Annotated in this window: 28 protein-coding genes; 5 read left to right on the forward strand and 23 right to left on the reverse strand. The window is 60.2% G+C overall.

The genetic code is table 11. The features are described from left to right. Positions 1-278: 278 nt before the first annotated feature. The 17 genes from folD to ruvC all read right to left on the reverse strand — a co-directional run bounded on the left by folD (position 279) and on the right by ruvC (position 15731). Positions 279-1169, reverse strand: a complete 891-nt coding sequence (gene folD / locus J7394_RS15380; protein WP_170707570.1) for a bifunctional methylenetetrahydrofolate dehydrogenase/methenyltetrahydrofolate cyclohydrolase FolD — start codon at positions 1167-1169, stop codon at positions 279-281. 51 nt (positions 1170-1220) lie between these two features. Further along, complete coding sequence (locus J7394_RS15385) at positions 1221-1526, reverse strand: chorismate mutase (RefSeq protein ID WP_170471991.1); 306 nt, start codon at positions 1524-1526, stop codon at positions 1221-1223. A 60-nt stretch (positions 1527-1586) separates the two neighbouring features. After that, complete coding sequence (locus J7394_RS15390; protein WP_209254220.1) at positions 1587-3263, reverse strand: formate--tetrahydrofolate ligase; 1677 nt, start codon at positions 3261-3263, stop codon at positions 1587-1589. Between the two features lie 165 nt (positions 3264-3428). Then, positions 3429-4004: an MOSC domain-containing protein gene (locus J7394_RS15395; RefSeq protein ID WP_209254413.1), complete on the reverse strand. Its 576-nt coding sequence runs from the start codon at positions 4002-4004 to the stop codon at positions 3429-3431. Between the two features lie 95 nt (positions 4005-4099). Continuing rightward, on the reverse strand, positions 4100-6016 hold the full coding sequence (ftsH, locus tag J7394_RS15400) for an ATP-dependent zinc metalloprotease FtsH (protein ID WP_170639309.1): 1917 nt from the start codon (positions 6014-6016) through the stop codon (positions 4100-4102). A gap of 76 nt (positions 6017-6092) precedes the next feature. Continuing rightward, positions 6093-7352: a tRNA lysidine(34) synthetase TilS gene (tilS, locus tag J7394_RS15405; RefSeq protein ID WP_371812035.1), complete on the reverse strand. Its 1260-nt coding sequence runs from the start codon at positions 7350-7352 to the stop codon at positions 6093-6095. Further along, positions 7343-8167 (reverse strand): tol-pal system protein YbgF, encoded by an 825-nt coding sequence (gene ybgF, locus J7394_RS15410; protein WP_209254224.1) that lies wholly within the window; start codon positions 8165-8167, stop codon positions 7343-7345. Before ybgF ends, tilS begins: the two co-directional genes overlap by 10 nt. A 4-nt stretch (positions 8168-8171) precedes the next feature. Then, positions 8172-8678 carry a peptidoglycan-associated lipoprotein Pal gene (gene pal, locus J7394_RS15415; protein ID WP_170462258.1) on the reverse strand — a complete coding sequence of 169 codons (507 nt, stop codon included), beginning with the start codon at positions 8676-8678 and terminating at the stop codon, positions 8172-8174. Positions 8679-8762: 84 nt separating this feature from the next. Continuing rightward, positions 8763-10082 (reverse strand): Tol-Pal system beta propeller repeat protein TolB, encoded by a 1320-nt coding sequence (gene tolB, locus J7394_RS15420; RefSeq protein ID WP_209254226.1) that lies wholly within the window; start codon positions 10080-10082, stop codon positions 8763-8765. Beyond that, on the reverse strand, positions 10079-11176 hold the full coding sequence (locus J7394_RS15425) for an energy transducer TonB (RefSeq protein ID WP_209254228.1): 1098 nt from the start codon (positions 11174-11176) through the stop codon (positions 10079-10081). The genes tolB and J7394_RS15425 overlap by 4 nt, the downstream gene beginning before the upstream one ends. Positions 11177-11191: 15 nt before the next feature. Next, on the reverse strand, positions 11192-11662 hold the full coding sequence (tolR, locus tag J7394_RS15430) for a protein TolR (RefSeq protein WP_209254230.1): 471 nt from the start codon (positions 11660-11662) through the stop codon (positions 11192-11194). Positions 11663-11665: 3 nt separating this feature from the next. Then, the gene (gene tolQ / locus J7394_RS15435; protein ID WP_170377803.1) at positions 11666-12361 is read right to left on the reverse strand and encodes a protein TolQ; all 696 of its coding nucleotides are present in this window, start codon (positions 12359-12361) and stop codon (positions 11666-11668) included. A 107-nt stretch (positions 12362-12468) separates the two neighbouring features. Continuing rightward, on the reverse strand, positions 12469-12852 hold the full coding sequence (gene ybgC / locus J7394_RS15440) for a tol-pal system-associated acyl-CoA thioesterase (RefSeq protein WP_170472006.1): 384 nt from the start codon (positions 12850-12852) through the stop codon (positions 12469-12471). Continuing rightward, positions 12849-13472 (reverse strand): hypothetical protein, encoded by a 624-nt coding sequence (locus J7394_RS15445; protein ID WP_209254232.1) that lies wholly within the window; start codon positions 13470-13472, stop codon positions 12849-12851. The genes ybgC and J7394_RS15445 overlap by 4 nt, the downstream gene beginning before the upstream one ends. Before the next feature lie 63 nt (positions 13473-13535). Beyond that, positions 13536-14555 carry a Holliday junction branch migration DNA helicase RuvB gene (ruvB, locus tag J7394_RS15450; RefSeq protein WP_170462271.1) on the reverse strand — a complete coding sequence of 340 codons (1020 nt, stop codon included), beginning with the start codon at positions 14553-14555 and terminating at the stop codon, positions 13536-13538. Between the two features lie 4 nt (positions 14556-14559). Continuing rightward, on the reverse strand, positions 14560-15237 hold the full coding sequence (gene ruvA, locus J7394_RS15455; RefSeq protein WP_170665740.1) for a Holliday junction branch migration protein RuvA: 678 nt from the start codon (positions 15235-15237) through the stop codon (positions 14560-14562). Beyond that, a complete protein-coding gene (gene ruvC, locus J7394_RS15460; RefSeq protein WP_170377793.1) occupies positions 15234-15731 on the reverse strand; it encodes a crossover junction endodeoxyribonuclease RuvC in 498 nt (165 codons plus the stop codon). The genes ruvA and ruvC overlap by 4 nt, the downstream gene beginning before the upstream one ends. 332 nt (positions 15732-16063) lie before the next feature. Between ruvC and J7394_RS15465 the strand changes: the two genes are divergently transcribed. Then, positions 16064-16279 carry a DUF1127 domain-containing protein gene (locus tag J7394_RS15465; protein WP_209254234.1) on the forward strand — a complete coding sequence of 72 codons (216 nt, stop codon included), beginning with the start codon at positions 16064-16066 and terminating at the stop codon, positions 16277-16279. Between the two features lie 98 nt (positions 16280-16377). On the opposite strand, the gene J7394_RS15470 is transcribed toward J7394_RS15465, so the two are convergent. From J7394_RS15470 to J7394_RS15485, 4 genes are all read right to left on the reverse strand, one after another. After that, positions 16378-16722, reverse strand: a complete 345-nt coding sequence (locus tag J7394_RS15470) for a hypothetical protein (protein WP_170377788.1) — start codon at positions 16720-16722, stop codon at positions 16378-16380. Positions 16723-16830: 108 nt separating this feature from the next. Next, a complete protein-coding gene (locus J7394_RS15475; protein WP_209254236.1) occupies positions 16831-17703 on the reverse strand; it encodes a 50S ribosomal protein L11 methyltransferase in 873 nt (290 codons plus the stop codon). Between the two features lie 66 nt (positions 17704-17769). Beyond that, positions 17770-19002 (reverse strand): MFS transporter, encoded by a 1233-nt coding sequence (locus J7394_RS15480; RefSeq protein ID WP_209254237.1) that lies wholly within the window; start codon positions 19000-19002, stop codon positions 17770-17772. An 80-nt stretch (positions 19003-19082) separates the two neighbouring features. Continuing rightward, positions 19083-21278, reverse strand: a complete 2196-nt coding sequence (locus J7394_RS15485) for a primosomal protein N' (RefSeq protein ID WP_209254239.1) — start codon at positions 21276-21278, stop codon at positions 19083-19085. Positions 21279-21366: 88 nt separating this feature from the next. Between J7394_RS15485 and fsa the strand changes: the two genes are divergently transcribed. The 4 genes from fsa to J7394_RS15505 all read left to right on the forward strand — a co-directional run bounded on the left by fsa (position 21367) and on the right by J7394_RS15505 (position 24645). After that, positions 21367-22020, forward strand: coding sequence for a fructose-6-phosphate aldolase (gene fsa, locus J7394_RS15490; RefSeq protein ID WP_209254241.1), 654 nt, complete (start codon positions 21367-21369; stop codon positions 22018-22020). A gap of 198 nt (positions 22021-22218) precedes the next feature. After that, entirely contained in the window at positions 22219-22926 is a 708-nt protein-coding gene (locus J7394_RS15495; protein WP_209254242.1) for a DUF484 family protein, read from the forward strand. Beyond that, positions 22923-23843 (forward strand): tyrosine recombinase XerC, encoded by a 921-nt coding sequence (locus J7394_RS15500; protein WP_209254243.1) that lies wholly within the window; start codon positions 22923-22925, stop codon positions 23841-23843. Before J7394_RS15495 ends, J7394_RS15500 begins: the two co-directional genes overlap by 4 nt. Before the next feature lie 88 nt (positions 23844-23931). Next, on the forward strand, positions 23932-24645 hold the full coding sequence (locus J7394_RS15505; RefSeq protein ID WP_170377777.1) for a phosphatidylcholine/phosphatidylserine synthase: 714 nt from the start codon (positions 23932-23934) through the stop codon (positions 24643-24645). Here the strand turns inward: J7394_RS15505 and J7394_RS15510 are convergent. Together J7394_RS15510 and J7394_RS15515 are read right to left on the reverse strand one after the other, a co-directional pair. After that, on the reverse strand, positions 24630-25097 hold the full coding sequence (locus tag J7394_RS15510; RefSeq protein WP_209254244.1) for a hypothetical protein: 468 nt from the start codon (positions 25095-25097) through the stop codon (positions 24630-24632). The genes J7394_RS15505 and J7394_RS15510 overlap by 16 nt on opposite strands. 76 nt (positions 25098-25173) lie before the next feature. Further along, the gene (locus tag J7394_RS15515) at positions 25174-25629 is read right to left on the reverse strand and encodes a methylated-DNA--[protein]-cysteine S-methyltransferase (protein ID WP_209254245.1); all 456 of its coding nucleotides are present in this window, start codon (positions 25627-25629) and stop codon (positions 25174-25176) included. Between the last annotated feature and the right edge of the window lie 83 nt (positions 25630-25712).

Here is a 25712-nt window from a genome sequence, read left to right on the forward strand (position 1 = left end):
GGGTAGGAAAACAACGCCTGCGACCACCCGCTGTGGGGTACAAAGAGAACGCAATAGCCCGATGTTTAACGTCATACTTACAGAACAACGGCCCAAGACCCAGTCAGGACATCTTGGACGGTCACGATGTTTACTCGGCAACTGACTGGGAAATAACGGTTATCATGAATTGAGGTCCTGTAAAACACAATTCATGCATAGGTTTGGGCGCAGGCCGCTGACCCGGCCTGCGTCACGTTAGACTCGGACCGCACAGCGCGGTCCGACGAAGTCGTGGATCAGGCTGTGAGGCCTTCGGGCTCTGGCAGGCCGTTGGCGCGGCAGCACGCGGTCAGAGTGTTGGCCAGAAGGCAGGCGATGGTCATCGGACCCACACCACCCGGAACCGGAGTGATCGCGCCCGCACGCTCAGCGGCGCTGGCGTAGTCGACATCACCGACCAGCTTGTTTTTGCCGTCGCGCTCAATGCGGTTGATGCCCACGTCGATCACGGTCGCGCCTTCTTTGATCCAATCGCCCGGAACCATCTCGGGGCGGCCTACAGCGGCGACAACGATGTCGGCGCGGCGCACGACGTCCGGCAGGTCCTTGGTGCGAGAATGCGCGATGGTCACGGTGCAGCTGTCACCCAGAAGCAGTTGCGCCATCGGCTTGCCCACGATGTTCGAGCGGCCAATCACAACCGCATCCATACCCGACAGTGAGCCGTGGTAGTCGCGCAGCATCATCAGGCAGCCCAGAGGGGTACAAGGCACCATCGATTTCTGACCGGTGCCCAGCAGGCCAACATTCGAGATGTGGAAGCCATCGACGTCCTTGGCCGGATCGATCGAGTTGATCACCAGGTCTTCGTTCAGGTGCTTGGGCAGAGGCAGCTGCACCAGAATACCGTGAACCGCAGGATCGTTGTTCAGCTTGTCGATCAGCGCCAGAAGGTCCTCTTCCGAGGTGTCGGCGTCCAGCTTGTGCTCATACGAGTTCATGCCGACTTCGACGGTCTGCTTACCTTTTGAGCGCACATAGACCTGGCTTGCCGGGTCTTCGCCCACCAGAACCACGGCCAGACCGGGCGTGATGCCGTTTTCTTCTTTCAGCTTTGCAACCTGATCGGCCACTTGCGCGCGCACTTTCGCCGCAAAGGCTTTGCCGTCGATAACCTGGGCTACCATCCTGTGATCCCTTCTTTCCAAAAACGGATCGGGCGCAAAGCGCCCGGGTGTTCAGTCAGGGCCAATCACGCGCTCTTCACGGGCAATCGACCAGTCAATCAAAATGCGCCACAGCTTTTCGGCCAGATCCGGGTCCATCCCCAGTTGATCCGAGCTTGCGCGCACACGTTGCACCACCTCTTCGACACGGTCCGGGATTCGGGCCGGAAGGCCTTCGCCTGGTTTCAGCTGCGAGGCGCGGTCGATGTAACCTGCGCGCGTCACCAACATCTCGATCAGTTGGCGGTCCAGCTTGTCGATCTGAACGCGCAAGTCCTGCATCGTCTCACAGTCTTGCGGCGGTGTCAGAGTGGGCATCGTGATCTCCTCATGGCCCGGGGTGCAATCCCCGGACCACGAGATGGTTCAAAAACCGGCTTAGAACAAGCCCTCAATCTGACCTTCTTCGTTGAGACGGATTGTCTCAGCGGCAGGTTTGCGCGGCAGACCCGGCATGGTCATGATCTCACCACACACGACCACGATGAAACCAGCACCTGCGGACAGGCGAACCTCACGCACAGGAACCGAGTGGCCGGTGGGCGCGCCGCGCAGGGACGGGTCGGTCGAGAACGAGTATTGGGTTTTCGCCATGCAGACCGGCAGGTTACCATAGCCCGCTTCCTCCCACTCGCGCAGTTGGTTGCGGATCTTGTTGTCGGCCAGAACCTCGTCGGCGCGGTAGATGCGCTTGGCGATGGTTTCGATCTTCTCGAACAGAGGCATCTCGTCGGGGTAGATCGGCGCGAAATTCGCGGTGCCACCTTCAACGATTTCAACAACTTTCTCAGCCAGAGGCGCCGAGCCTTCCGAGCCCAGTTCCCAGTGACGCGACAGAACCGCCTCAACACCGTGCTCGGCGCAGTAGCTCTTGACCGCATCAACTTCGGCATCAGTATCGGTGACGAAGTGGTTGATGGCGACAACAACCGGCACACCGAAGGATTTCACGTTTTCGATGTGACGGCCCAGGTTGGCGCAGCCATTGGTCACGGCGTCGACATTCTCGGCACCCAGATCGGCTTTGGCAACGCCGCCGTTCATCTTCATCGCGCGCACGGTGGCGACCAGCACCACAGCCGACGGAGCGATGCCCGCCTTGCGGCACTTGATGTTCATGAACTTCTCGGCACCCAGATCGGCACCAAAGCCCGCCTCGGTCACGACATAGTCAGCAACTTTCAGAGCGGTCTTGGTCGCGATGACCGAGTTACAGCCGTGCGCGATATTCGCGAACGGGCCACCGTGGACGAAGGCCGGGTTGTTTTCCAGCGTCTGCACCAGGTTCGGCTGCATCGCGTCTTTCAGCAGAACGGTCATTGCGCCTTCTGCCTTGATGTCGCGGCAGTAAACCGGGGTCTTGTCGCGGCGGTAGGCAACGATGATGTCGCCCAGACGCTTTTCCAGGTCTTTCAAGTCGTTTGCCAGGCACAGGATCGCCATGACTTCGGACGCAACGGTGATGTCAAAGCCTGCTTCACGCGGGAAGCCGTTCGACACGCCACCCAGCGAGGCCGTGATCTGACGCAGAGCGCGGTCGTTCATGTCGACCACACGACGCCATGCAACGCGGCGCACGTCGATTTCAGCTTCGTTGCCCCAGTAGATGTGGTTGTCGATCATCGCCGACAGCAGCGAGTGCGCCGAGGTGATCGCGTGGAAGTCACCTGTGAAGTGCAGGTTCATCTCTTCCATCGGAACAACCTGCGCGTAACCGCCACCTGCAGCGCCGCCCTTCATGCCGAAGTTCGGGCCAAGTGACGCTTCGCGGATACAGATCATCGCGTTTTTGCCGATGCGGTTCAGGCCATCGCCCAGACCCACGGTGGTGGTGGTCTTGCCTTCACCCGCAGGGGTCGGGTTGATCGCGGTGACGAGGATCAGCTTACCATCTTCACGGCCTTGAACCGAGTTGATGAAGTCTTGGCTGACCTTCGCTTTGTCGTGGCCGTAAGGCAGCAGATCGGCCGATTCGATACCGATCTTTGCGCCGATTTCCTGAATCGGCTTCTTGTTCGCTTCGCGAGCGATTTCGATGTCAGATTTGTAGCTCATTGGGCAGGGTCCCTGATTGAATGCCGTGCAAAACCGACGCGGCGCGTCGGTGCTGTCAAACCCATACAGTTGCATACACAGGCATTGGCTAAGGATTCCGACATATTCGTGCCGCGAAACGGCGTCGCCCAATTTCAAGCGTTTCCAATCGGAAACGAATGAGTGCTATGGCTGCCAGAGCGGCTGATCGGGAACAAACAGCTGCAAACGATCGCCGATATGCAGAGCTCCGGGCCGTTCGACCCATCCCGTGATCCCCCGCCGCCCCTGTGCAGCCGGTTTGAAGGCAGCGCCGTAGCCGCTGTGATCCGCTTCGATCTCGCGTCCGGGCAGGACACAAGGTGCGTTTTCCATATCGACTGTGATCGTCAAACCCGCCTCGGCGCGTAAGCGCGAAGACGGTGGGATATGGGAAAAATCCGGGATACCCTTCAGTACGATCGAAGCTCCAAGATAGGACGGATCAAGCTTGTCCATCTCCATCGCGGCGGCAATCTCGGACAGCTCCTCGGCTGACAGAATCGACACCTGACGGACATTCCGAATCTCGGTGCCTTTCGGGTAGACATTGCTGACTCGCACGCATGATGCACGGTTGAGACCCTCGTGCCGTTCACCCTGCACCCCGTCAAAGCCAAATTCCAACGTCTCAACGGGCTGGGCACGAAGCGACTGACCGGCCGGGACGCGCCCTAACCAGACGACCTCGGCAGAGTATTCGGTTTCACGCAGGAACGGCATGGGGTTTTCCTTCTTCATCCATTTGCCCGCATAATGACCAGCAGTTGGCGGATGAAAAGATAAAACCCGAGGTCTGGACCTCGGGTTTCTCTTGTTTATGCGGTTGGTTCTGGCTCCATCCCACCTTCGGGCGGAGATTTCTTGGGCTTGGTCTTGGGAATAGCCGTGACGCTGGGCGCGCTGCCCTGATCCGGGCTGTCGCCCTCGTCATCGCCCTCGGTCGGCGCATCGCCATTCATGACCCGCTTGATCTCGTCACCGGTGAGGGTTTCGTATTCCAACAGGCCCTGCGCCAGACGCTCCCATTCCTCACTCTTGTCGGTCAGGATCTGGTGGGCGCGCTCATAGCCCTGTTGGATCAGGCGCTTCACCTCTTCCTCGATCAGCTCTTTGGTATGGGCCGAGACCGAGAACCCAGCGGTGTTGCCCGAGTAGCCTTCATGGGCTTCAGCGTAGTCGATATTGCCGACCTTGTCCGACATACCCCAGCGCATCACCATCGCCCGCGCCAGTTGGCTGGCCTGCATGATGTCACCCGCCGGGCCGTTCGAGACATGGTCTTCGCCGTATTTGATGACTTCAGCCGCCTTGCCCGCCATGGTCATGGCCAGCTTTTGCTCACACTCATCACGGTGATAGTTCAGGCGATCCATCTCGGGCAGCGAGACAACCATACCCAGCGCGCCACCACGCGGGATAATCGTCGCCTTATAGACCGGGTCGCACATCGGCAGTTCCAGACCTACAACAGCGTGACCAGCCTCGTGATACGCGGTCTTTTCCTTCTGATCCTGGGTCAGCACCATCGAGCGGCGCTCAGCCCCCATCATCACCTTGTCCTTGGCGTTCTCGAAGTCCTCCATGGTGACAAAGCGGCGGCCCACACGGGCGGCCATCAGCGCGGCCTCGTTTACGAGGTTCGCCAGATCCGCACCCGAGAAACCGGGCGTACCACGCGCGATGATGCGCAGGTCAACATCAGGGCCCAAAGGCGTCTTACGCGCGTGGACGCCCAAGATCTTCTCACGGCCTTTGATGTCCGGGTTCCCGACAGTCACGTTGCGGTCAAAGCGGCCCGGACGCAGCAGCGCAGGATCCAGAACGTCTTTACGGTTGGTCGCGGCCAGAATGATCACACCTTCGTTGGCCTCGAACCCGTCCATCTCGACCAGCAATTGGTTGAGGGTCTGTTCGCGTTCATCATTACCACCGCCATAGCCGGCACCACGATGGCGACCCACGGCGTCAATCTCGTCGATAAACACGATACAAGGCGCGTTCTTCTTGGCTTGCTCGAACATGTCACGGACACGGCTCGCACCGACACCCACGAACATCTCAACGAAGTCGGAGCCCGAGATGGTGAAGAACGGCACACCCGCCTCACCCGCAATCGCACGGGCCAGCAGCGTTTTACCGGTACCCGGAGGGCCAACCAGCAGTGCGCCCTTGGGGATTTTGCCGCCGAGGCGCGAGAACTTCTGCGGGTTGCGCAGGAATTCAACGATCTCTTCCAGCTCTTCCTTGGCCTCGTCGATGCCAGCAACGTCATCAAAGGTCACGCGGCCGTGCTTTTCGGTCAGCATCTTGGCCTTGGACTTGCCAAAGCCCATCGCGCCGCCTTTGCCACCACCCTGCATCCGGTTCATGAAGTAGACCCAAACGCCGATCAGCAACAGGAAGGGCAACAGAGTGATCAGGAACGACTGGAAGCCTGATTGCTGCTGCTTGACCGCTTCGACCGGGATCTGTTCATCGATCAACAGTTTCGTCACCTCGGCATCACCGGGTTTGATCGTGGTGTAATTCGCGCCGCTTTGCGTGGTGTAGCGAATTTGCTCACCATCCAGCGTGACGTTCTTGACCTCACCGCTTTGAACGGCGCTGACAAAGTCGGAATAGGTGCGTTCATTGCCCTGAAGTGTCCCGCCCGGTCCGCTGAACAGGTTGAACAGTGCAAGGATCAGCAGGAACAGAACGACCCAGAAGGCGATATTACGAGCGTTGCCCAAGGAAATTCTCCTAAAAGATTTCGGCAGACAAGGACCTGCCGGGTTGCCTCTTAAAATAGAGAGGATTGGCTGAGGTTCAATGCGATAAAAAAGATGCGTGAAACTCGGGCCAATCGGGGGCCAATTCAGCGCGCCAGCCATTGGCGAATCCGGCCAAGGGTGCGGCCTTTAGGGTGTCGCCCCTCCAAACCGCCGGAGACGCTTGCAAAGCAAGCCGGGGACGCCCCGTGGCACGCCAGTCGGGCAGCATCTGCAGGCCGTTTCCACCCAAGGCCCGAATCTCCGTCCCTGGAATATCGGGGCCGGACAGCACCCAGCGCGCGTCCCATGTGCCCGCGATTTTCGCGGTCAGGCCGTCAACCGCGTTGAATTCTCTGCAGATCCACTGTTTTTCTGCCTTTGAAAACAGCAAACAGCCCCCAATTGCGGCGGGACCCCCGTTCAAAATGGCCTGCAACGCCTGATCCACAGTCGATTGGCGCGGCGGGTAGCCGGGGCCTGCGATCCATGAAACAGCGCCAACCAGAACCCTACGCCGGATTTCTTCAGGCAGCGCGGCGAAGCCCTCGCGATCCAGCACAACGGACCCGGCATCGACGGTGGCAACCCGTTGGGCGGAGTCCTGCGCATAGCGTTCCAGCGCCTCACGCGCTTGTGTAAGGTTGTCGGCGACCCGCGTCAGGGTTTCGGCGGAAATACCAAACGGCTTTAAATCAGACACGACTTGCCGCGCCTTGATCCGGTCAAAGCGTGTATCCTGATTCGAGGGGTCCTCGGCCCACTGCGCGCCGATCTCGGTCAAATAGGCCCGCAGCCTGTCTCGAGTGATCCCTAGCATAGGGCGCAACAGGTCGATCCCATCGTGGGTTCGACTGCTTGGCATACCCGACAGTCCCGTCACCCCGGCCGAACGGGCCAGTCGCATAAGAAGTGTTTCGGCCTGATCATCCGCCGTATGACCCAACGCAATCGCGCTGATGTCGTTGCGCTTTGCCCACTCAGTCAGCAAGGCATACCGCGCCTGCCGGGCGTGATCTTGCAGATTGCCTGCACCGTCCCACCCCTGCCAATGCAAGGTATCATGAGGCATACCCAGCGTGGCGGCCTGTTTTGCAACCGTTCGGGCCTCATCCGCCGACTCGGCGCGCAAACCGTGGTCAACCGTGGCGGCGAACAGTTCCACCCCCTCATCCGACGCAATGCGGTGCAAAAGGTGCATAAGGGCAACCGAGTCCCCTCCGCCGGAGACCGCTATGCCCAGACGCTCCGGCAGCCGTTCAGGCAACCGGGCGCGCAGATGGGTTTTCAGTGTGTCGAACTTCGGGGTCAAGAACACCCCAAAGAGGCCATTTCCTGCACCGCACTGGTGGCTTGCCCCGAGGCCGGGAAACGCACGCCAACCTCGGACAAGGTAATGCAGGCTTGATCAGTCTGTCCCAAACGACCCAAAGCAGCGCCAAGTTCGAACAGAGCCTCGGGCGCCATGGCACCTTCGGAATCTCCGGTGAAGCTGGCGAGGAATGCACGCGCCGCCTCGCGCGTATCCCCGAGCCCTTCGAGCGCTTTGCCGCGGTTCAAATGCGCCTCGGGCGCAAGCGGGCTGCCGGGATAGGAAGTGTCGAATTGCGCGAACATCGTGGCAGCTGTCTGGAAATCACCATCAGCCAATGCTTGCGACGCATCATCAAAATCCGCTCGTTCGCCGACGGCCAGCTCGCCCTGCTCCGAGGCGTTCGGTTCCGTCGGCGCGGGTGTGATGGCGGCTGTGGAGTCCCCTTCGCCACCCAAAGTGGAGGTCTCACCCAGTGTCGACAGATCACCGCCTTCCAGCTCAACCAGTCGGAATTCAAGATCGCCGATCCGGTTGGTGCCGTCGGTCACGATGTTTTGGACGCGCTGGTTCAGCTGCTCAGTCTGACGGGTCAGGCGCTGCAGCTCGGCCTCAATCGCATCGACACGTTCAAGGATCGAGCTACCAGACAAGTTCGGCGCGGGAGAGCCGGTGGTCGAGAACTCACGCTTCAGGCGCTGTATCTCGACATGCAGCACGGTCAGCTCCTGACGGATATCCGCCAGGGTCTGCTGATCCTGCGCTTGCGCCACGCCCGCTGTTGCCACAATTGCGGCCAGAACCCATCCTGCAACTCTCATCGTCTTACCCCAAGGTTGAACCGGTCAACACCGTCACCGCGCGGCGGTTTTTGGAATAGCAATCCTCGGTGCTGCAAATCTCGATCGGGCGTTCTTTTCCGAAGCTGACCGTCGTCAGACGATTGCCTGCGACCCCACGCGAAATCAGGTATTCACGCGCCGCATTGGCCCGACGTGCGCCCAGCGCAAGGTTGTATTCCCGCGTGCCCTGCTCATCCGCGTGACCTTCTATGGTTGCCACGTAGTCCGGGTTGGCCAGCAGCCATTCCGCCTGCCCTTGCAAAACGGTCTGCGCCTGCGGCGACAGGGTGGACTGATCAACCGCGAACAGAACACGATCCCCGACTGTCTGCTGGAAATACGCAGGCGAGCGCGGATCACTAGGTGAGCCAGCGACAATCGAGCCGCTACCACCAGCGCCGCTGCCACCCAAAGCCGAAGGATCATTGTTGGTACAAGCCGCGACCACGCTCAGCGCGCCCAAGGCCAAGATTTTGCCCAATACGTTCATCTCAAGTGCCTCGTTGTTTTGTTTGTTGCCGCCTGTCTATCACAGCGACTGTTTCTTGTGAACTTTGCCGCGCCATGGCGGCGATCAATTCTGTAGTGGTCCCCAGGACGGGTCGCTGCCGCCATCCGGCGTCCGCACAGGACGCAGGTTCCGACCCGAGATATCCACGGAATAGAGCGTCGCCCGACCGCTTGCACCCTGTGTTTCGCGGGTGAACATGATGACGCGGCCGTTTGGCGACCAGGTCGGACCTTCGTCGAGGAAGGACGATGTCAGCAGGCGTTCCTCACTGCCATCGGTGCGCATCACTCCGATGTGGAAGCGGCCTTTGTTCTGCTTGGTGAAGGCAATCAGATCACCACGCGGCGACCAGACCGGCGTACCATACCGTCCCTGACCAAAGCTGATCCGCGTCGCTTCGCCCCCGTTTGCCGCCATCACATATAGCTGCGGCGTGCCTGAACGGTCGCTTTCAAACACGATCTGGCTGCCATCCGGCGAATAGCTGGGCGCGGTTTCGATCGCAGGCGTGTTGGTCAGGCGGGTGCTTTGGCCTGAGGCCAGATCCATCCGCCACAGATCGGTGTTTCCACCCTGAATCAGCGAATACACAATCGACCGCCCGTCCGGCGAAAAACGCGGAGAAAAGCTCATGGTGCCGTCCTGGGTCCGCAGCTCGCGCCGCTGCACACGACCGACATCCAGAATGTAGATCCGCGGGCTACCGCTTTCATAACTGGTATAGAGCAGTTGCTCGCCGGTCGGGGAAAAGCGCGGGGCCAGAACGATGGCCGCGCTATCCGTCATGTATTGAACATTGGCCCCGTCATAGTCCATGATTGCCAATCGCTTGAGGCGCTGATCCTTGGGGCCACTTTCTGACACGAACGCAACGCGGCTATCGAAATAGGCGCCTTCACCGGTGATCCGGCTGTAAACCTGATCGGCAACCTTATGCGCCATGCGCCGCCAGCCATCTGTGGTGCCCGCCAACTGCAGGCCGTTTCCAAGCTCTTGCCCCGAGAACACGTCCCAGACCCGGAACCGAACCGTCAGCCGCTTGCCCGAGACATTCACCGCCCCGGTCACCAAAGCCTGCGCGTTGATCGCTTTCCAATCGGCAAACTGGACCGGAGCATCAAAGCTGCTGACCCGGCTGATAAACGCGTCCGAGGAGATTTCGCGGAACAACCCCGTTCCGGTCAGATCCGCCGCAACGACACGCGAGATATCGTTGGCGAACTGCGTCGCTGCCGGGCCGTCGGGCACGAAGTTGGGAACTGCAAAGGGCATCGGCTCGATGATGCCTTCGTCGATTTCCAACCGCAGGGGGCTGTTCTGAGCGTAAACCGGGGCCGACACCAGGGTCAGCCCAAGAAAGAGGCTGGTCAGAAGTTTCATCATTTGATCCGCATCCTCTCGGGATTGAATGTAATCTCAATATCCTGCCAGTGATCGTATTTGTCAGCAGGCAGATCATATCCACGCGCGCCACAGCGCAAAATTGCGCGCCGGGCCGCCTGATAGGCTTGATTTTCGGCTCCCGTTGCGCCGCCAGAGCTATTCAGCAAACGAATACTCTCGCTGATAATCGTGCCATCACGATTGAGCGAGAACGCAACCGTCACCACCACGTTCAGCGCATCGGTCGACAGCGATCCGACATTCCAGCACCGCGAGACCGCAACGCGCATCGCGTCTTTTTCACCGCTGGTGAGCGGTGGGCCGGAGGGTTCCGTTCCACCCGCCAATGCTTCGGACAACGCGTCATTGATGGCGTCGCTATTGTCCGGCGCAGGCGTGGGCGTTTCCGGGGCCGGTTCGGGGGTTTCTGCAACCTCAGGCGCGGGTTCAGGACGGTTGGGCCGCACACGCGGACGCGGAGAGGTCAGAGGCGCTGGCTCGTTTGTCTCTTCGGCCTCGGTCACGATCTCGGGCGCGGCTTCTTCCGGAGCCGTCTGATCCTGTTGCTCTTGCTGCGTCTCAGCGCCTTCGTCCAAGGAAACCGGGGGCGTTTCCACCTCGTCCGGTTCAGCCTCAGGCGGAGGCGGCGCGATGGCCTCGGGGGCGACACGTTCAGCCGGGCTGGGTTGCGCTTCAGGCCCCGGCGGCACCGGCAAGGCGGCCGTTTCCGGTTCCGTCAACGTCGGAGGTTCTTCGGGCAACTCAGGCTCAGGCGGAACCTCGACCGTTTCGGGGACAGTCTCGGGCTCCGGCTCTGCGGGCGTCACGGGCTCCGGGCGCGGCTGTTCTTCCGGTGTCACCTCAGGGGTGCTGACCTCAGGTTCCGGCGCGTCGGGTTGTTCCAGAGTGCCCGGAGACTCCGGCAGCTCAGGTGCATCGCGCTGCGCCGTGAGCGCTGCGAATTGCTCAGCCGAAATCACGGAAACATCCTGCACTTGCGTCGGCAGCGGCTCGGATCGGAAGGTGCCGCCGAACAACGCCCAGCCGATCAGGCTGACATGCGCAATCGCTGAAATCTTGGTGCCGGTATCCACCGCGCGACCCCACCTTTACCCATCGTCCAGCGTCGGCCCGCCGGTATCCGTCACCAGACCCACATTCGAAAACCCGCCCGCATTCAACGCGCCCATCACCTGCATCACCTGGGCGTAGGGGATCGCCCCATCCGCCCGCAGGAAGACACGGTCACTGCTGCGCTCTGCCGCGATGGCGCGCAAGCGTCCAATCAGCTCGTCGCGCGCGATATCCGTAGTCTGGATCTGAACACGGCCATCGGCGGTCAGCGTGACGGTCAGCGGTTCCTCACTATCGCCGGGCAAAGCGCTTGCGGCAGTCTTGGGCAGATCGACCGGCACACCAACGGTCAGCAGAGGTGCTGCGACCATGAAGATGATCAACAACACCAACATGACGTCGACAAAAGGCGTTACGTTGATCTCAGCCATCGGCTGGGCGCGACCGCGCCGCCGTCCGCGCCTGCGTCCGTTCCCGCCCGAGCTTTGCTGAACCGCTGCCCCCATCGCTTAGCTGTCCAACTGGCGCGACAGAATGGTGGCGAACTCATCGGCAAAGGCCTCATAGCCTCCAACGATCCGGTCACTATCCGCGCTGAGCTTATTGTAGAAAATCACTGCCGGGATCGCGGCCAGCAGGCCAAGACCAGTGGCCAACAGCGCCTCGGCAATGCCGGGCGCCACAACGGCGAGGTTCGTATTCTGCTGCTCGGCAATCTCGATAAAGGCGTTCATGATGCCCCAGACCGTACCGAACAGACCAATGAACGGCGCGGTTGAGCCGACAGTCGCCAGGATCGGCAGACCTTTCTGCAGTGTCTCCGCCTCCTTCGCGATGGCCACATCCATCGACCGGTCAATCCGAGCCGTCGCCCCGGCGATCAGCCCACCATCGGTGCGATGCGACCTGCGCCATTCGATCATGCCGGCCGCAAATATCTTCTCGGAACTGCCATCGGGCTGCGAGCCGATCTGCTCGAACAACTCATCCAGAGGGTTGCCAGACCAGAAGCTCTCATCAAACTTCTGCGCTTCACGCCGGGCGGCGCGATAGTTGATGAGTTTCTGGATGATGATGCCCCAAGACCAGATCGACGCCGCGATCAGCATCAGCATCACCAGTTTTACGATAAAGGTCGCGCGGGCATACAGCCCCCACATGGAGAAATCGATCTCCTGCGCCAGCGCCAGCGTTTCAGCTTCCATGAACCTGCTCTTTTTTGCCTGATGGCCGTTTGTTTGGCCTTGTTTTGCCAAACGCTAACGCAGTTGGGGTTGAAAAGCCAACAGAACCACCCCGGGCTGCGAAAATGTTACATCAATGCGCGAATCTCTGCCGGAAGGCGGATCGGTTTGCCGTCTTTGTTGATGCACACCGCTGTAACCGAGGCACGAAAAATATCGGTCTCACCCCGTTTCACCAGTTGCGCCATGGTCAGGCGCACGCCGGAAATCTCGGTCACTTCTGTTTCGACGATCAATTCGTCATCAAACTTGGCGGGAGACAGGTAGTCCGCCTCGACCCGCCGTACGACCCAAACGATCCCCTCATCCCGCATGGCGTTCTGGTCATTGCCCAAACGGCGCACCCAGTCCGAGCGCGCACGTTCGATGTAGCGCAGATAGTTCGCGTGATAGACGACACCGCCCATATCGGTATCCTCATAGTAAACGCGAACCGGAAATATGTGCTTCATTGCGGCGGCTCCAACCGGGCAAACAGCCGCAACGCGTGCGAGGCATCCTGCGCCGCCCCCGGCAAGATCGGATCGTAAGCGGCCCGGATCAGGCCCGCAATATCCGGGCGCAGAATCGTCGCCTCGCCCGCCACAGCCAGAGGCGATTGTTTTCGAAACGCCTTATCCGACCAGAGCAGAATGGTCTGCACCACTTGACTGAGCGCCAGAGTCTCGGCCGGGACTTTGGATAGTTCTTTATCCATGCGCAGGAATACGAAGGCCGCGCGGATCGCGCCGTCTTCTTCGAACCGGAAGATGCGGTACTGATTGGCATCCGCCGCGACCAGACGCTCAACCAAAGGCGCAAGATCGGGGATAAGGCGATCCAGATCCGGGACCTCCAGCAGTTCCTGCCAGTCGCGGAAGAAAAAGACCATGCAATTGGCGCCGAGTTCAGGGTCCGTTTCGGCCATCTTGTGACCGGCCAGCGTCACCACGGCCTCGAACGCGCCTTTGACGGTTGCCAGCGTCTCATCCTCGACACCGAAAACGATCGGTACGATAGGGCGACCCCACCGCGCAAACAAGAACTCTCCGCTTTCGCGCGTAAACAGCGCCTCGATCTCGTCCGGTGTCACGCCCAGCCTTTCATCTTTTCAAAAATACTCTCGCCGAAGGCATAAAATCCCTCAGCGCCAGCTTCAACCAAACAGATCGCTTTGACCTTTTGGTGCAGCCATCCCCAAATGCGTCCACGCCTTTTGCGCCAGCATCCGCCCGCGTGGCGTGCGTTGGATCAATCCCTGCTGCAGCAAATATGGCTCGATCACTTCCTCAAGTGAGTCGCGACTTTCCGACAAGGCCGCCGACATCGTCTCAATCCCAACCGGACCACCGCCATAATTCTCAGCGACCAGTTTCAGATAACGGCGGTCTGCACCGTCCAACCCGAGATGATCCACACCCAAGCGGGTCAGCGCGCCATCGGCCAATTCGCGCGTAATCCGCCCGTCGCCTTCGACGATTGCAAAGTCCACCACGCGCCTCAGCAAACGGCCTGCGATCCGAGGCGTCCCTCGCGACCTGCGCGCAATTTCACGCGCGCCGTCGTCGTCTGCTGGCGCGCCCAGCTTGCGCGCGTTGCGGGTGACAATCTCGTGCAACTCATCGACCGTGTAGAATTGCAACCGGGTCGGGATACCAAAACGGTCGCGCAGCGGCGTGGTCAGCAGACCCATCCGCGTAGTGGCTCCGACCAGCGTAAACGGCTGCAATTCAATCCGAACGGTTCGCGCTGCTGGACCTTCGCCAATCACCAAATCCAGCTCAAAATCTTCCATCGCAGGATAGAGAACTTCCTCGACCGCCGGGTTTAAGCGATGGATTTCGTCGATAAATAACACATCCCGCGCTTCCAGATTGGTCAGGATCGCCGCCAGGTCGCCCGCCTTGGCAAGAACCGGACCAGAGGTCATACGGAAATTCACGCCCAACTCGCGCGCCATGATCTGCGCCAACGTGGTTTTCCCCAAACCCGGAGGACCATGGAACAGCGTATGATCCATCGCCTCGCCGCGCTGCTTGGCGGATTGGATGAAGATGCGCAGGTTTGCACGCGCCTCGGCCTGACCGATGAACTCATCCAGCCCCTGCGGGCGTAGGGCGCGGTCATTGTCCTCGGGCAGAGGGTCTGGCCGCAACGTGGGATCAGCGTCTACCATTCAATCACCCTTTCGGAGCCAGCAGCTTGAGCGCCGCGCGGATCAATTCAGCCTCGCCCGCGTCGGGCAGATTGGCCGCCGCCTCCGCCACCGCCGAGGCCGCCTCGGATGGGCCATATCCCAGATTCGACAAGGCCGACAACGCCCCCGCCGAGGCCGCCGCCGACCCCGAGGCCGGTTTTGCGGTCCGTTTCGGCGCGGGCTGCGGCTCGACGGTTTCAACAACTTCCAAGGCGGGGCCGTCCATCGCCTCGGTCACGGTGCCGCCCATCGCCATAACCCCCGGTGCCTTGTCCTTAAGGTCCAGCACGATGCGCTGAGCGGTTTTCGGACCAACCCCCTTGGCAGCCTTCACCGCGCCCCAATCGCCCAGAGCAATCGCGCGGCTTACCCCATCCGGCCCTAACGCGCTGAGAATGGCCAGCGAGACCTTGGCCCCGACGCCCTGAACAGAACACAGCAGTCGATGCCATTCCTTCTCGATCAGGGAGAGAAACCCATAGAGCTGCATCAGGTCCTCACGCACAACCATGTCAGTATAGATTGAGACCGCCTCACCCACGCCCGGCAACGCAGCCATGGTCCGGTCAGAGCAATAGACGATGTAACCCACGCCCCGCACGTCGATCAGGATGTGGTCTGCGGCGCGATAGTCCAGACGCCCTGTCAGTTTACCGATCATGCCCTCACCTCTTTCACACGCGGCTGTTGTGTCTTGCCGTAATACGCATGACAGATCGCGATCGCCAATGCATCCGCCGCGTCCGCGCCCTTGGGCAAACACCCTGGCAGCTGCAGCTTGACCATGTGCAGGACCTGCTCTTTCTCGGCATGCCCTACGCCAACGACGGTTTTCTTGACCCGGTTCGGAGCATATTCCCCAACCGGAAGCCCGGCCTGCGCCAGCGTCAGCAAGGCCACACCCCGCGCTTGACCGAGTTTCAGCGTCCCGGCACCGTCCTTGTTCACGAAAGTCTGCTCAATCGCAGCTTGGTCGGGCCTATATTCGGCGATGACCTCGACGATCTGATTGTGCAGAGACAGCAGCCGCTCGCCCAGATCATCCCCGTCGGATTTGCACAAACCGTTCGAAACGTGGCTCAACCGGCTGCCATTTGATTCGATGACGCCCCACCCCAGGGTCCTAAGCCCCGGATCAATGCCCAGAATTCGCATGCTTCGCCTCAGCCCGCTCGGGTTTTGTGATCTTTTTTCAACGGATAGCACGAAGCGTGAACATTTTCCAAGCGAATTGACCCTAAGTCTGAAAACGACACCGCCATCCTGCGCGCGACACAAAGGACGGTTTGCGACTTCGAAAAGTCTGAAATCGACACTTTTATGAACCGATTTTAACCATGTTTTTAAGGTGCTTACAGATTCAGAAAGCGTTGCAAAAACTGCATAGGACACATGCAAAAAATGCTATTGCGCGGGCAAATCCTCGACACTAGATGCCGCTCAGATCGCAAGATCAAATGTTCACACAAACCAGAAGGAAACAGGATATGGCTGCACTGGACTCGACCCGCATCGCCACCACTGGCTCATTCGGCCTCGTTGGCCGTATCGGCGCATTTTTCACATCGGTCGCACATGCCGCCGCCGATTGGAACGACGCCCGCGTAACACGCAACGTGCTGACCGGTCTGAGCGACCGCGAACTGGATGATATCGGCCTGTGCCGCGGCGACATCGACGCCCTCGCCGACGGCCGCCGGTAAGACGCCCCCCTCACTATACGCCCCTTTCTCCTCCCTGTAGGGGCGCAAAGAAACACCGCGATCCGAAAGGCCGCGGTGTTTTCTGTTTCAGCTTGTGCTTAGTAAAGCACTTTGTTGAGCTGAACCGAGAGGAACTGTGAAACCGGGTCGATCTGCATGATCCAGGCGCCTGCCTGTTCGACCTGTGTGCCTTCTTTCAGGCTGTCGATGCGGTATTGATATCCAGAGGGGCCGAGGCTGGACAAAAGAAACGCTTTAAACGCGAAAACCGCCAGCAGGGTAAACAGCAGAACCTTGGCCGGAACCGCCGAGCGAACCCTTTGCGGCTTCATCACCACCAAGCCATCTTTGCGCATCGTTGCGCGATAGCCTTTGCTGAGCTTCGAGTGCTTCTTGTTCAGGCGCTGAACGCGCTGATCAAATTCCAGTTGTTTTCCCGCCATGGCAGCCTCCACAAAACCGCCCCCCATCAAAATGATTAAAAAAGGGTAAGCATAGATTGCGACAAAAACGTGGCGCGACTCTAGAAAACTCCTGTAAATGGCCCCGATTTAGCCCTGTTTACTTAAGATTAGCGTCGTCCATTCACCAATCTCGCCCCGACGATGCAGATTGAAGCCATTCTGGGAATAAACATTCACCACATCATCGGCCTGTTCGTTAAGGATTCCCGACAGAATTGCATAGCCCCCAGCCCGCAGATTCGCCGAGATTTCCGGCGACAGAGCGACCAGCGGACCCTTCAGGATGTTGGCGAAAATCAAATCATAGGGCGCGTGCGCGTTCAGGTCCGGGTGATCGAAGCCAGCGGCCTCGACACAGTGAACCTGACCGGACATGCCATTGGCCTTCAGGTTTGCCTCGGCCACATCAACGGCAACCTGATCAATATCACTGGCGATGATGTCGCCTTCCCAAACACGCGCAGCCGCCATGGCCAGCACGGCAGTCCCACACCCGATATCGGCGACTTTGCTGGCCGAGAACCCTTCGTCCAGCAACTGATCCAGCGCCTTCAGACAGCCCAGAGTGGTTCCGTGGTGGCCGGTGCCAAAGGCCATCGCGGCCTCGATCAACAGGGGGATGCAGCCTTCGGGCAGCTTGTCGGCGTCGTGGCTACCATAGACAAAGAAACGACCTGCCTCGACAGGGGCCAGCTCGCGGCGCACATGAGCGACCCAATCGGTTTCGGGCAGCTCGGACACCACAAAGGGCTTTGCCTCAAAGGCCGCGGCCAGCACGGCCAGCGCCGTCTCATCGGGGGCTTCGGTGAAATACCCGCCAACTTCCCACAGGCCCGAGCCATCTTCGACCTCGAAAACACCGACGCCAGTGGGTTCGGGATCCAGACGCTCCATCGCTTCGCCAAGACCTTCGGCGGGTTTCTTGCCGGTCAGCGTGGTAAGAGCGGTGAATGTGGGCATGGGGGCCTCCTGTCTGGGTCAGGACAGCGCCTAGGGCGTGGGCCCGCCAAGGTCAAGCTCTTGCGCCTATTCGGCGGGTGCCGGCGCGTATTTGGTCAGGATCGTCTCATTGCCCGGCGCAGGATGGCGCGGGATCAACAGAGACAGAGCCAGCGAGATCATCGCCATCGCCGCCGCCAGCGCAAACACTGCGCCGGGTGAGGCCACCCAAAGCAGCCCAAGCAGCGCGGGCAGGAACACCGCGGCGATATGGTTGATGGTAAACGCAACAGCGGCCGTCGGTGCGATATCGGCGGGATCGGCGATTTTCTGGAAATAGGTTTTCAAGGCCAAAGCCAGTGCGAACAGCACATGGTCGATCACATAGAGGGTCGCCGCCAGAACCACGCCCCACCCAAACCAGTAGATGCCACCATAGGCCGCGAAAACAATCGCCAGCCCGGCATATTCAAAGATCAATGTCCGGCGTTCGCCAAATTTGGACACCGCTTTGCCCAGCATCGGAGCCGCAGCCATGTTGATCACGAGGTTGATCAGATACAGGCTGGTCAGCTCGTGGACCTCGAACCCAAATTTCTCAACCATCATAAAGCCCGCGAACACCACAAAGATCTGGCGGCGCGCGCCCGCCATGAATTGCAGCGCGTAATACAGCCAGTAGCGTTTGCGCAGGATCAACTTTTTGGTCTGCGGCGTCGGCGCGTCGAATTGCGGATAGGCTAGCAGACAAAACAGAGCCAGCAGCGCCGTCGCACCGCCCGCCATCATGAAGACGAAGTTATAGGACAGGTCGAAACGGTCCCATGTCAGGACGATCAGCCCATAGACCACTGCCGTGGCCGCCGAGCCCATTGCCACAAGCCATCCCAGAATCTGCGGCGCGCGGTCCTTTGGCAGCCATTGTAACTGTAGCGACTGATTGACCGTCTCGTAGTAATGAAAGCCGATTGAGCTAAAAAGCGTTACGAACAACAGCCCGCCAAGGCTTGGGAACCATGCAGTCACCGCCGTCGCCACACCCAGCATCATCAGCGAGATCATGGCCAGCACCTGTTCCCGCACAAAGATGATCACAGCGATCACGCCGACGGCCAGAAAACCCGGTATTTCCCGCACCGTGTGCAGCAAACCGATATCTGCGCCATCGAAATTCGCCACTTCGATGACGAAGTTGTTCAACAGCGCGCTCCACCCATTGAAGGCAATGGGCATGGTCAGCGCCATCATGAACAGCAACGTGATCGGGCGCCGCCAGAACGGCAAGCTTTGCGCCTCGGAAAGTGGCATGGGTTTCAACATGCGACTCCCTCTACGCCGATTTTTGCGCTTTGGCGAGAGGAGAGATCCCGGCGCACATCCGCTCTGCGCCTGTGCAGAGGTCAGTAGAAGTTCTGCGGGTCGATATCGACGGTCAGGCGGATATCCCCTTTAAGACGCAGCGGCGCGATCCATCGGGCGATGGCGTCCTGAATGCGCGCGCCCTTGGGGGCCTTGACCAAAAGGCGCACGCGATGCCTGCCTCGAATGCGGGCAATCGGCGCGGGGGCCGGACCAAAGACCTGAGCACCAATCTCGCGCAACGGCGCATCATTTCGCGCCATCGCGTTGCCGATATCAAAGACCGGAGCGACCTCGGGCCCGGACAGCACAATCCCCGCCATACGCCCATAGGGCGGCACACCAGCGGCTTGGCGACCGGCGGCCTCGGCTTTCCAGAAGCCTTCCTCATCACCCGACAGAATGGCGCGGATCACCGGATGCTCGGGCTGAAACGTCTGCAACAGCGCCTGCCCCGGCTTATCCGCGCGCCCAGCACGTCCCGCCACCTGCCGCATCAATTGAAACGTCCGCTCTGCCGCGCGCAAATCCGCGCCATGCAGGCTGAGATCGGCATCAATGACCCCAACCAGCGTCAGCTTGGGAAAGTTATGCCCCTTGGCCACCAGCTGCGTGCCGATGACGATATCGGCGTCGCCCTCAGCGATCTCTTCAATCTTGGCCTTCAACGCGCGGGCAGACCCGAACAGGTCAGAACTGAGCATCGCGATCTTGGCCTCGGGGAAGGTCGCCTCGGCCTCTTCCGCCAACCGTTCGATCCCTGGCCCGACCGGGGCCAGTTTCCCTTCGACCCCGCAAGAGGGGCATGCCTCGGGCATTGGTTTGGTCTCGCCGCATTGATGGCACATCAGGCGCTTGAGGAATCGGTGCTCGACCATCCGCGCGTCGCAGTGATCACAGGCGATCTGCTCTCCACAGGCCCGGCACAAAGTCACTGGCGCATAGCCCCGGCGATTGATGAACAGCAGCGACTGTTCACCCATTTCGATGCGCTGCCGCACCGCCTGCCGCAAGGACGGAGAAATCCACGTCCCCGTTTGCATTTGCTCGACGCGCATGTCGATGGGCTTCATCTCGGGCAGAACCGCCGCCCCGAAGCGCGAGGTCAGGTCCAGCCGCTCATACTTGCCAGCCTCGGCATTGGCCCAGCTTTCCAACGAGGGGGTCGCGCTGGCCAGAATCACCCGCCCGCCGCAAATGGCAGAGCGCAGAACCGCCATGTCCCGCGCACTGTAATGCACGCCGTCTTCCTGTTTGTACGAGGTGTCGTGTTCCTCATCGACCACAACCAGACCCAAATCGCGAAACGGCAGAAACAGGGCCGAGCGCGCACCCACGACAAGTTGCGCATCGCCCTGCCCGACCATCCGCCAGACCCGGCGGCGTTCAGTCATCGTAGCCCCCGAGTGCCACTCGGCCGGGCGGGCCCCAAACCGGGCCTCGACACGGGTCAGGAATTCGGCCGTCAGCGCGATCTCGGGCAGCAGAACCAGCGCCTGGCGTCCCATGCGCAGTGCTTCGGCGACGGCCTCCAGATAGACCTCGGTCTTGCCGGAACCCGTCACACCTTTCAGCAGCGTTGTGCCATAGGTGCCCGTCCGCTGGCCCGCCTGCAGACGCGCCACGGCTGCCGCCTGATCCTCGGTCAGGTCTTTGCCGGGCAACTCGGGATCGAGATGAGGATAGGGTAGATCGCGTGGACTGTCCTCTTCCCGAACCGCGCCCAGTTTGACCAACCCTTTGACGACAGAGGTGGTTACCCCGGCCTGCTCGGCCAGTTCCTTCAAGGTGAAGGCCAGCCCGCCATATTCCTTCAACACCTCTAGCACCCGGGTGCGGGCATCGGTCATCCGATCTGGTTCAGACGTACCCAACCGGTAAACCTTGCGCATCGAGGGCGGATCCCCCAAGCCCGGCGCGCGGGTCGCTAGGCGCAGCATCGCAGGCATCGGTGTAAGCGTATAGTCCGCCACTTTCCCTAGAAACACCCGCATCTCTTCGCGCATGGGCGCAACCTCAAGCACGCGGATCACGGACCGCGCCTTGGCCAGATCGAACCCGCCTTGCCCCGGCCCCCAAACCACGCCCAGCACCTTGCGCGGCCCCAATGGCACCTCGACAAAGGCACCCAGAAAGCACCCGCCCTCGGGCGCTTTGTAGTCCAACGTCCGGTCCAGAGGCTGCGTGGTCAACACCGCAACCAGCTCTCCTTCGTCGAAAAATCCGTTAGCGCTCACAGCATATCCTATGCAGGGGGTTCCAGCAGGGGTCTCTTTGAGGTAAAGCCATCCGCGACCAAGGCCAACCCATCAAAGGACTGCCCGCATGAAATTCTTCGTAGACACCGCCGAGATCGACGCCATTGCCGAACTGAACGACCTGGGCATGGTGGATGGCGTCACCACCAACCCTTCGCTGATTCTGAAATCAGGCCGCGACATTCTGGAAGTCACCAAAGAGATCTGTGATCTGGTCGACGGCCCCGTCTCCGCCGAAGTTGTCGCCACCGAGGCCGACGACATGATCGCCGAAGGCCGCAAGCTGGCCAAGATCGCGCCGAACATCGCGGTCAAAGTACCGTTGACATGGGCCGGTCTGAAAACCTGCAAAACCCTCAGCGACGAAGGCCAGATGGTCAATGTGACGCTGTGCTTCTCGGCCAATCAGGCGCTTTTGGCAGCCAAGGCAGGCGCAACCTTCATCTCGCCCTTCATTGGCCGTCTCGACGACATCAATCTCGACGGCATGGATCTGATCGCCGATATCCGTCAGGTCTATGACAACTACGGGTTCGAGACCGAAATCCTCGCCGCCTCGATCCGTACCGTGAACCACGTGACCGACAGCGCGCGCATCGGTGCCGACGTGATCACCGCACCGCCCGCCGTCATCAAGAAACTGGCCGACCACCCGCTGACGGACAAAGGCCTGGAAACCTTCCTGGCAGACTGGGCCAAAACAGGTCAGAAAATCCTCTGACCCTTTGCACGACCGCGCGGTGCCGTCAGGCACCGCGCCCGGCCCAACTGTGCGGGGCTGATCTCTGATCAGCGCCAAACAGGCGGGAGCGCGCCGGACACAGCGCAACACGAAATCCACCCTGACGTGCATTTTTCCCAAGGTAATTCCGGTTGGCCGTGCTATAAGCCGCCAAAACAAAAAACGACCGGACGGGACATGAGCAGCAACCCAAAACTCGAGGACAACCTCCGAGCCGCGATTCTGGCCAAGCCTGATGCTTTGCTGGATGACAAAGATCTGATGCAGGCACTGGTGAATGCCAATGAACAGGCCCGAGGCGACAACGTCATCGACCTGCGCGGCATCGCCATGCAACGGCTTGAGGCCAGACTGGACCGCCTGGAAGACACGCACCGGTCCGTCATCGCCGCAGCCTACGAAAACCTGGCCGGGACCAATCAGGTCCACCGCGCCATTCTGCGTCTTCTGGAACCGGTTGAATTCGAAGATTTCCTGCGCGTCCTCGGCCAGGATGTCGCCGAAATCCTGCGGGTCCAACGCATCACACTGGTTTTGGAAACCACCGCCCTTATGGACGATCCCGCGATCGACAAGCTGGGCGGCACGTTGACCGTTGTCGAACCGGGCTTCGTCGACCAATACCTCACCTATGATCGCGGCGGTCCTGCCCGCGGCGTCATCTTGCGCGAAATTCAGAAGCCCAACCAACGGGTATTCGGCAATCTTGCCGCTCAACTCAGATCCGAGGCCTGCCTGAAACTGGATCTCGGCCCCGGTCGCCTGCCCGGTCTGATTGTCATGGGGGCCTCGGACCCTAGGCATTTCACGCCGCAACTTGGCACCGATTTGCTGTCGTTCTTTGCTGGCGTGTTCGAACGCTCGATGCGCCACTGGCTGTCGTGAGCCTGATTTCGCCAGCTTGCCGAGACGCCCTCCAACACTGGTTGGAGAGCCTGGGCGCGCTGGCAGGCCGGTCTCAAAACACCCAAAACGCCTATCGCGGGGATGTCACTGATTTCCTGTCCTTTATGACTCTCCACCACGGAGACCGCCAGGGCATCGCCGCGCTCGAACGCATCACCGTTTCGGACATGCGTGCCTGGATGGCCGATCAACGCCAAAGCGGCGTGGGCGCGCGATCGCTGGCCCGGAAACTATCCGCCGTTAAAAGCTTCTACCGCTGGCTGGCCGAGCGTGAAGGGTTCGAGCCAACTGCCGTCCTTTCGACCCGCGCGCCGAAATTCACCAAAAAGCTGCCCCGCCCTCTGGCCGAGGACGCAGCCCGCGCCATGATCGAAACGGTCGAGCTGCAATCCAGCAATGACTGGGTCTCGGCCCGTGATGTGGCTGTTGTGACGCTGCTCTACGGCTGCGGATTGCGCATCTCCGAGGCGCTGTCTCTGACCGGTGCAGATGCCCCCCTGCCAGCAACCTTGCGCATTACAGGCAAAGGCGACAAAGAGAGGATCGTCCCTGTCCTTCCTGCCGCCCGCGACGCGGTGGACCACTATCTTCGACTCTGCCCGCACCCGAAATCGGACAACCTTGCCCTGTTTCGCGGTGTCCGGGGCGGCGCGCTCAATCCCCGCGCGATCCAAGAGGTCATGTCCAAGGCCCGCATGCAGCTCGGCCTGCCCGCGACCGCAACACCCCACGCCATGCGGCACAGTTTTGCTACGCATCTGCTCTCAGCCGGTGGGGACCTGCGCGCGATTCAAGAGCTTCTGGGCCACGCCTCGCTCTCCACCACCCAGACCTATACGGCCGTCGATACCGCCCGCCTGATGGAGGTCTACAACCGCGCCCACCCAAAGGCCTGAGGTCCAAAAGCACGGCATCCTCAATGTCCTTGCAACCAAACTGTCTTTTTGCTTTGCATCTGCCCCCCACATCCTTCATGACACGGGCATGACACTTAGATTCAAAGCGCTTGCCGTTCATCTTTTCACCGCAACCGGAGCCGTTTTCGCAATGCTCGCCATGCTGGCGGCCGTGGATGAAAAATGGAGCCTAATGTATCTGTGGCTAGTGGTGTCCTTCATCGTCGACGGCATCGACGGCCCCCTGGCCCGCCACTATCACGTCAAGAAAAACGCGCCCGAGTTTGATGGTGTCCTGTTGGATCTCATCATCGACTACCTGACCTATGTGTTCATACCGGCTTATGCATTGTTCAAATCCGGCTTGATGGATGGCTGGACCGGCTGGTTTGCGATCATCGTCATCACTTTTGCCAGCGCCATGTACTTTGCCGACACGCGGATGAAGACCAAGGATAACTCGTTCTCCGGCTTTCCCGGATGCTGGAACATGTTTGTCATCGTGATCTTCGCGCTCGAACCGAACTTTTGGGTCAGCCTTGTCCTGGTAACTCTTCTGGCCGTCGCTATGTTCCTACCGTTAAAATTCGTCCACCCCGTCCGCACTGAGCGTTGGCGGAGCGTGACCCTGCCGATGGCACTGGCCTGGACCTTCTTTGCCGGTTGGGCAGCCTGGGTAGACTTCCACCCGGAAAGCTGGGCGCATTGGGGTTTGGTGGTGACCAGTCTTTATCTGGTCTTCGCAGGCATCGCGCAGCAGATCATTCCGCAACGCAAAAGCGCCGATTACAAAACGTCCTGAACCTCAAACTCGATCCCGTTATGGGTGAAGATGTCGCCCGCCTGCAAGCCAATCATGGCCAGATAAATCGGGCTCTGGGTTGAGATACCCATATAGGTCTTGCCGTCCACATCGAAACGAGTGGTCGAGACGCAGACAACAAAACGGCGATTGTTGAACTTGATGACCGCGCCGGGCTGAACCGTATCGGTGATACCGAAATTGGTGTTCTCGATCACGTCGATCTTGGCGTGATGCGCGTGTACCGGTGCGTCGAACGCCGCAGCAAGGTCCGCATTCTCACGCGAGGCAGCGATATCATCCTTGTCATGCCCTTCCCGGTCATCCAGTTGGGCATCTTTCAAAAAGGCGTCGTAATGCGCCTGAGCCGTGGCCAGTTCCTGCGCCTCCAGCGACATCAGACGGTCAATGATGGCTTTCTTTTCTGCGGCGCGTTCTGCTTGGTCGGTCATTCAATAGGATCCTTCGAACTCTCCTTTTGAAACAAGGTGAGGCTCGAGACGTTGGAATGCAACAGGTTTTCACCGATCAGATCAACAGACCCGCCGCCTTTTCGTGTAGCAACAGGGCCACTTTGGTCTCAACTCCGCCGTCGCCTGAGAACCCGCCCAACCCATTGGCCGCAAGAACACGATGGCACGGAATGATGACAGGGATCGGGTTCGCCCCACAGGCCTGCCCCACCGGCTGAGGCGGCTGACCCAGTTCCCTTGCGATATCCCCATAAGTGCGAGTCTCGCCGAGCGGGATCGCGTACATCAAATCACAGACTTGACGCTGAAAATCGGACCCTGAAACATGATAAGGCAGATCGAACCGCTCAAGCCGCCCGTCATCATAGGCCGTCAGCTGCGCCGCCGCTTCACGCAACAACGGTGTCTCGGGCCCGTCGCTCACGCCGTCCCAGACAAGACGCGTAATCGCCCCGTCCTGTTCCTCAACCCCAAGACACCCGAACTGGGTCTGTACTGCAATCATCGGCATGAGCGAAGGCTGCCAGCCTTTGCAGGCAAAGCGCAACCCATAACGCGCCGCGCCCACCTCTTCTTCTGTTCAAAAATACCTCG

The organism is Ruegeria sp. R13_0 (assembly GCF_017743995.1).
GTDB lineage: Bacteria > Pseudomonadota > Alphaproteobacteria > Rhodobacterales > Rhodobacteraceae > Ruegeria.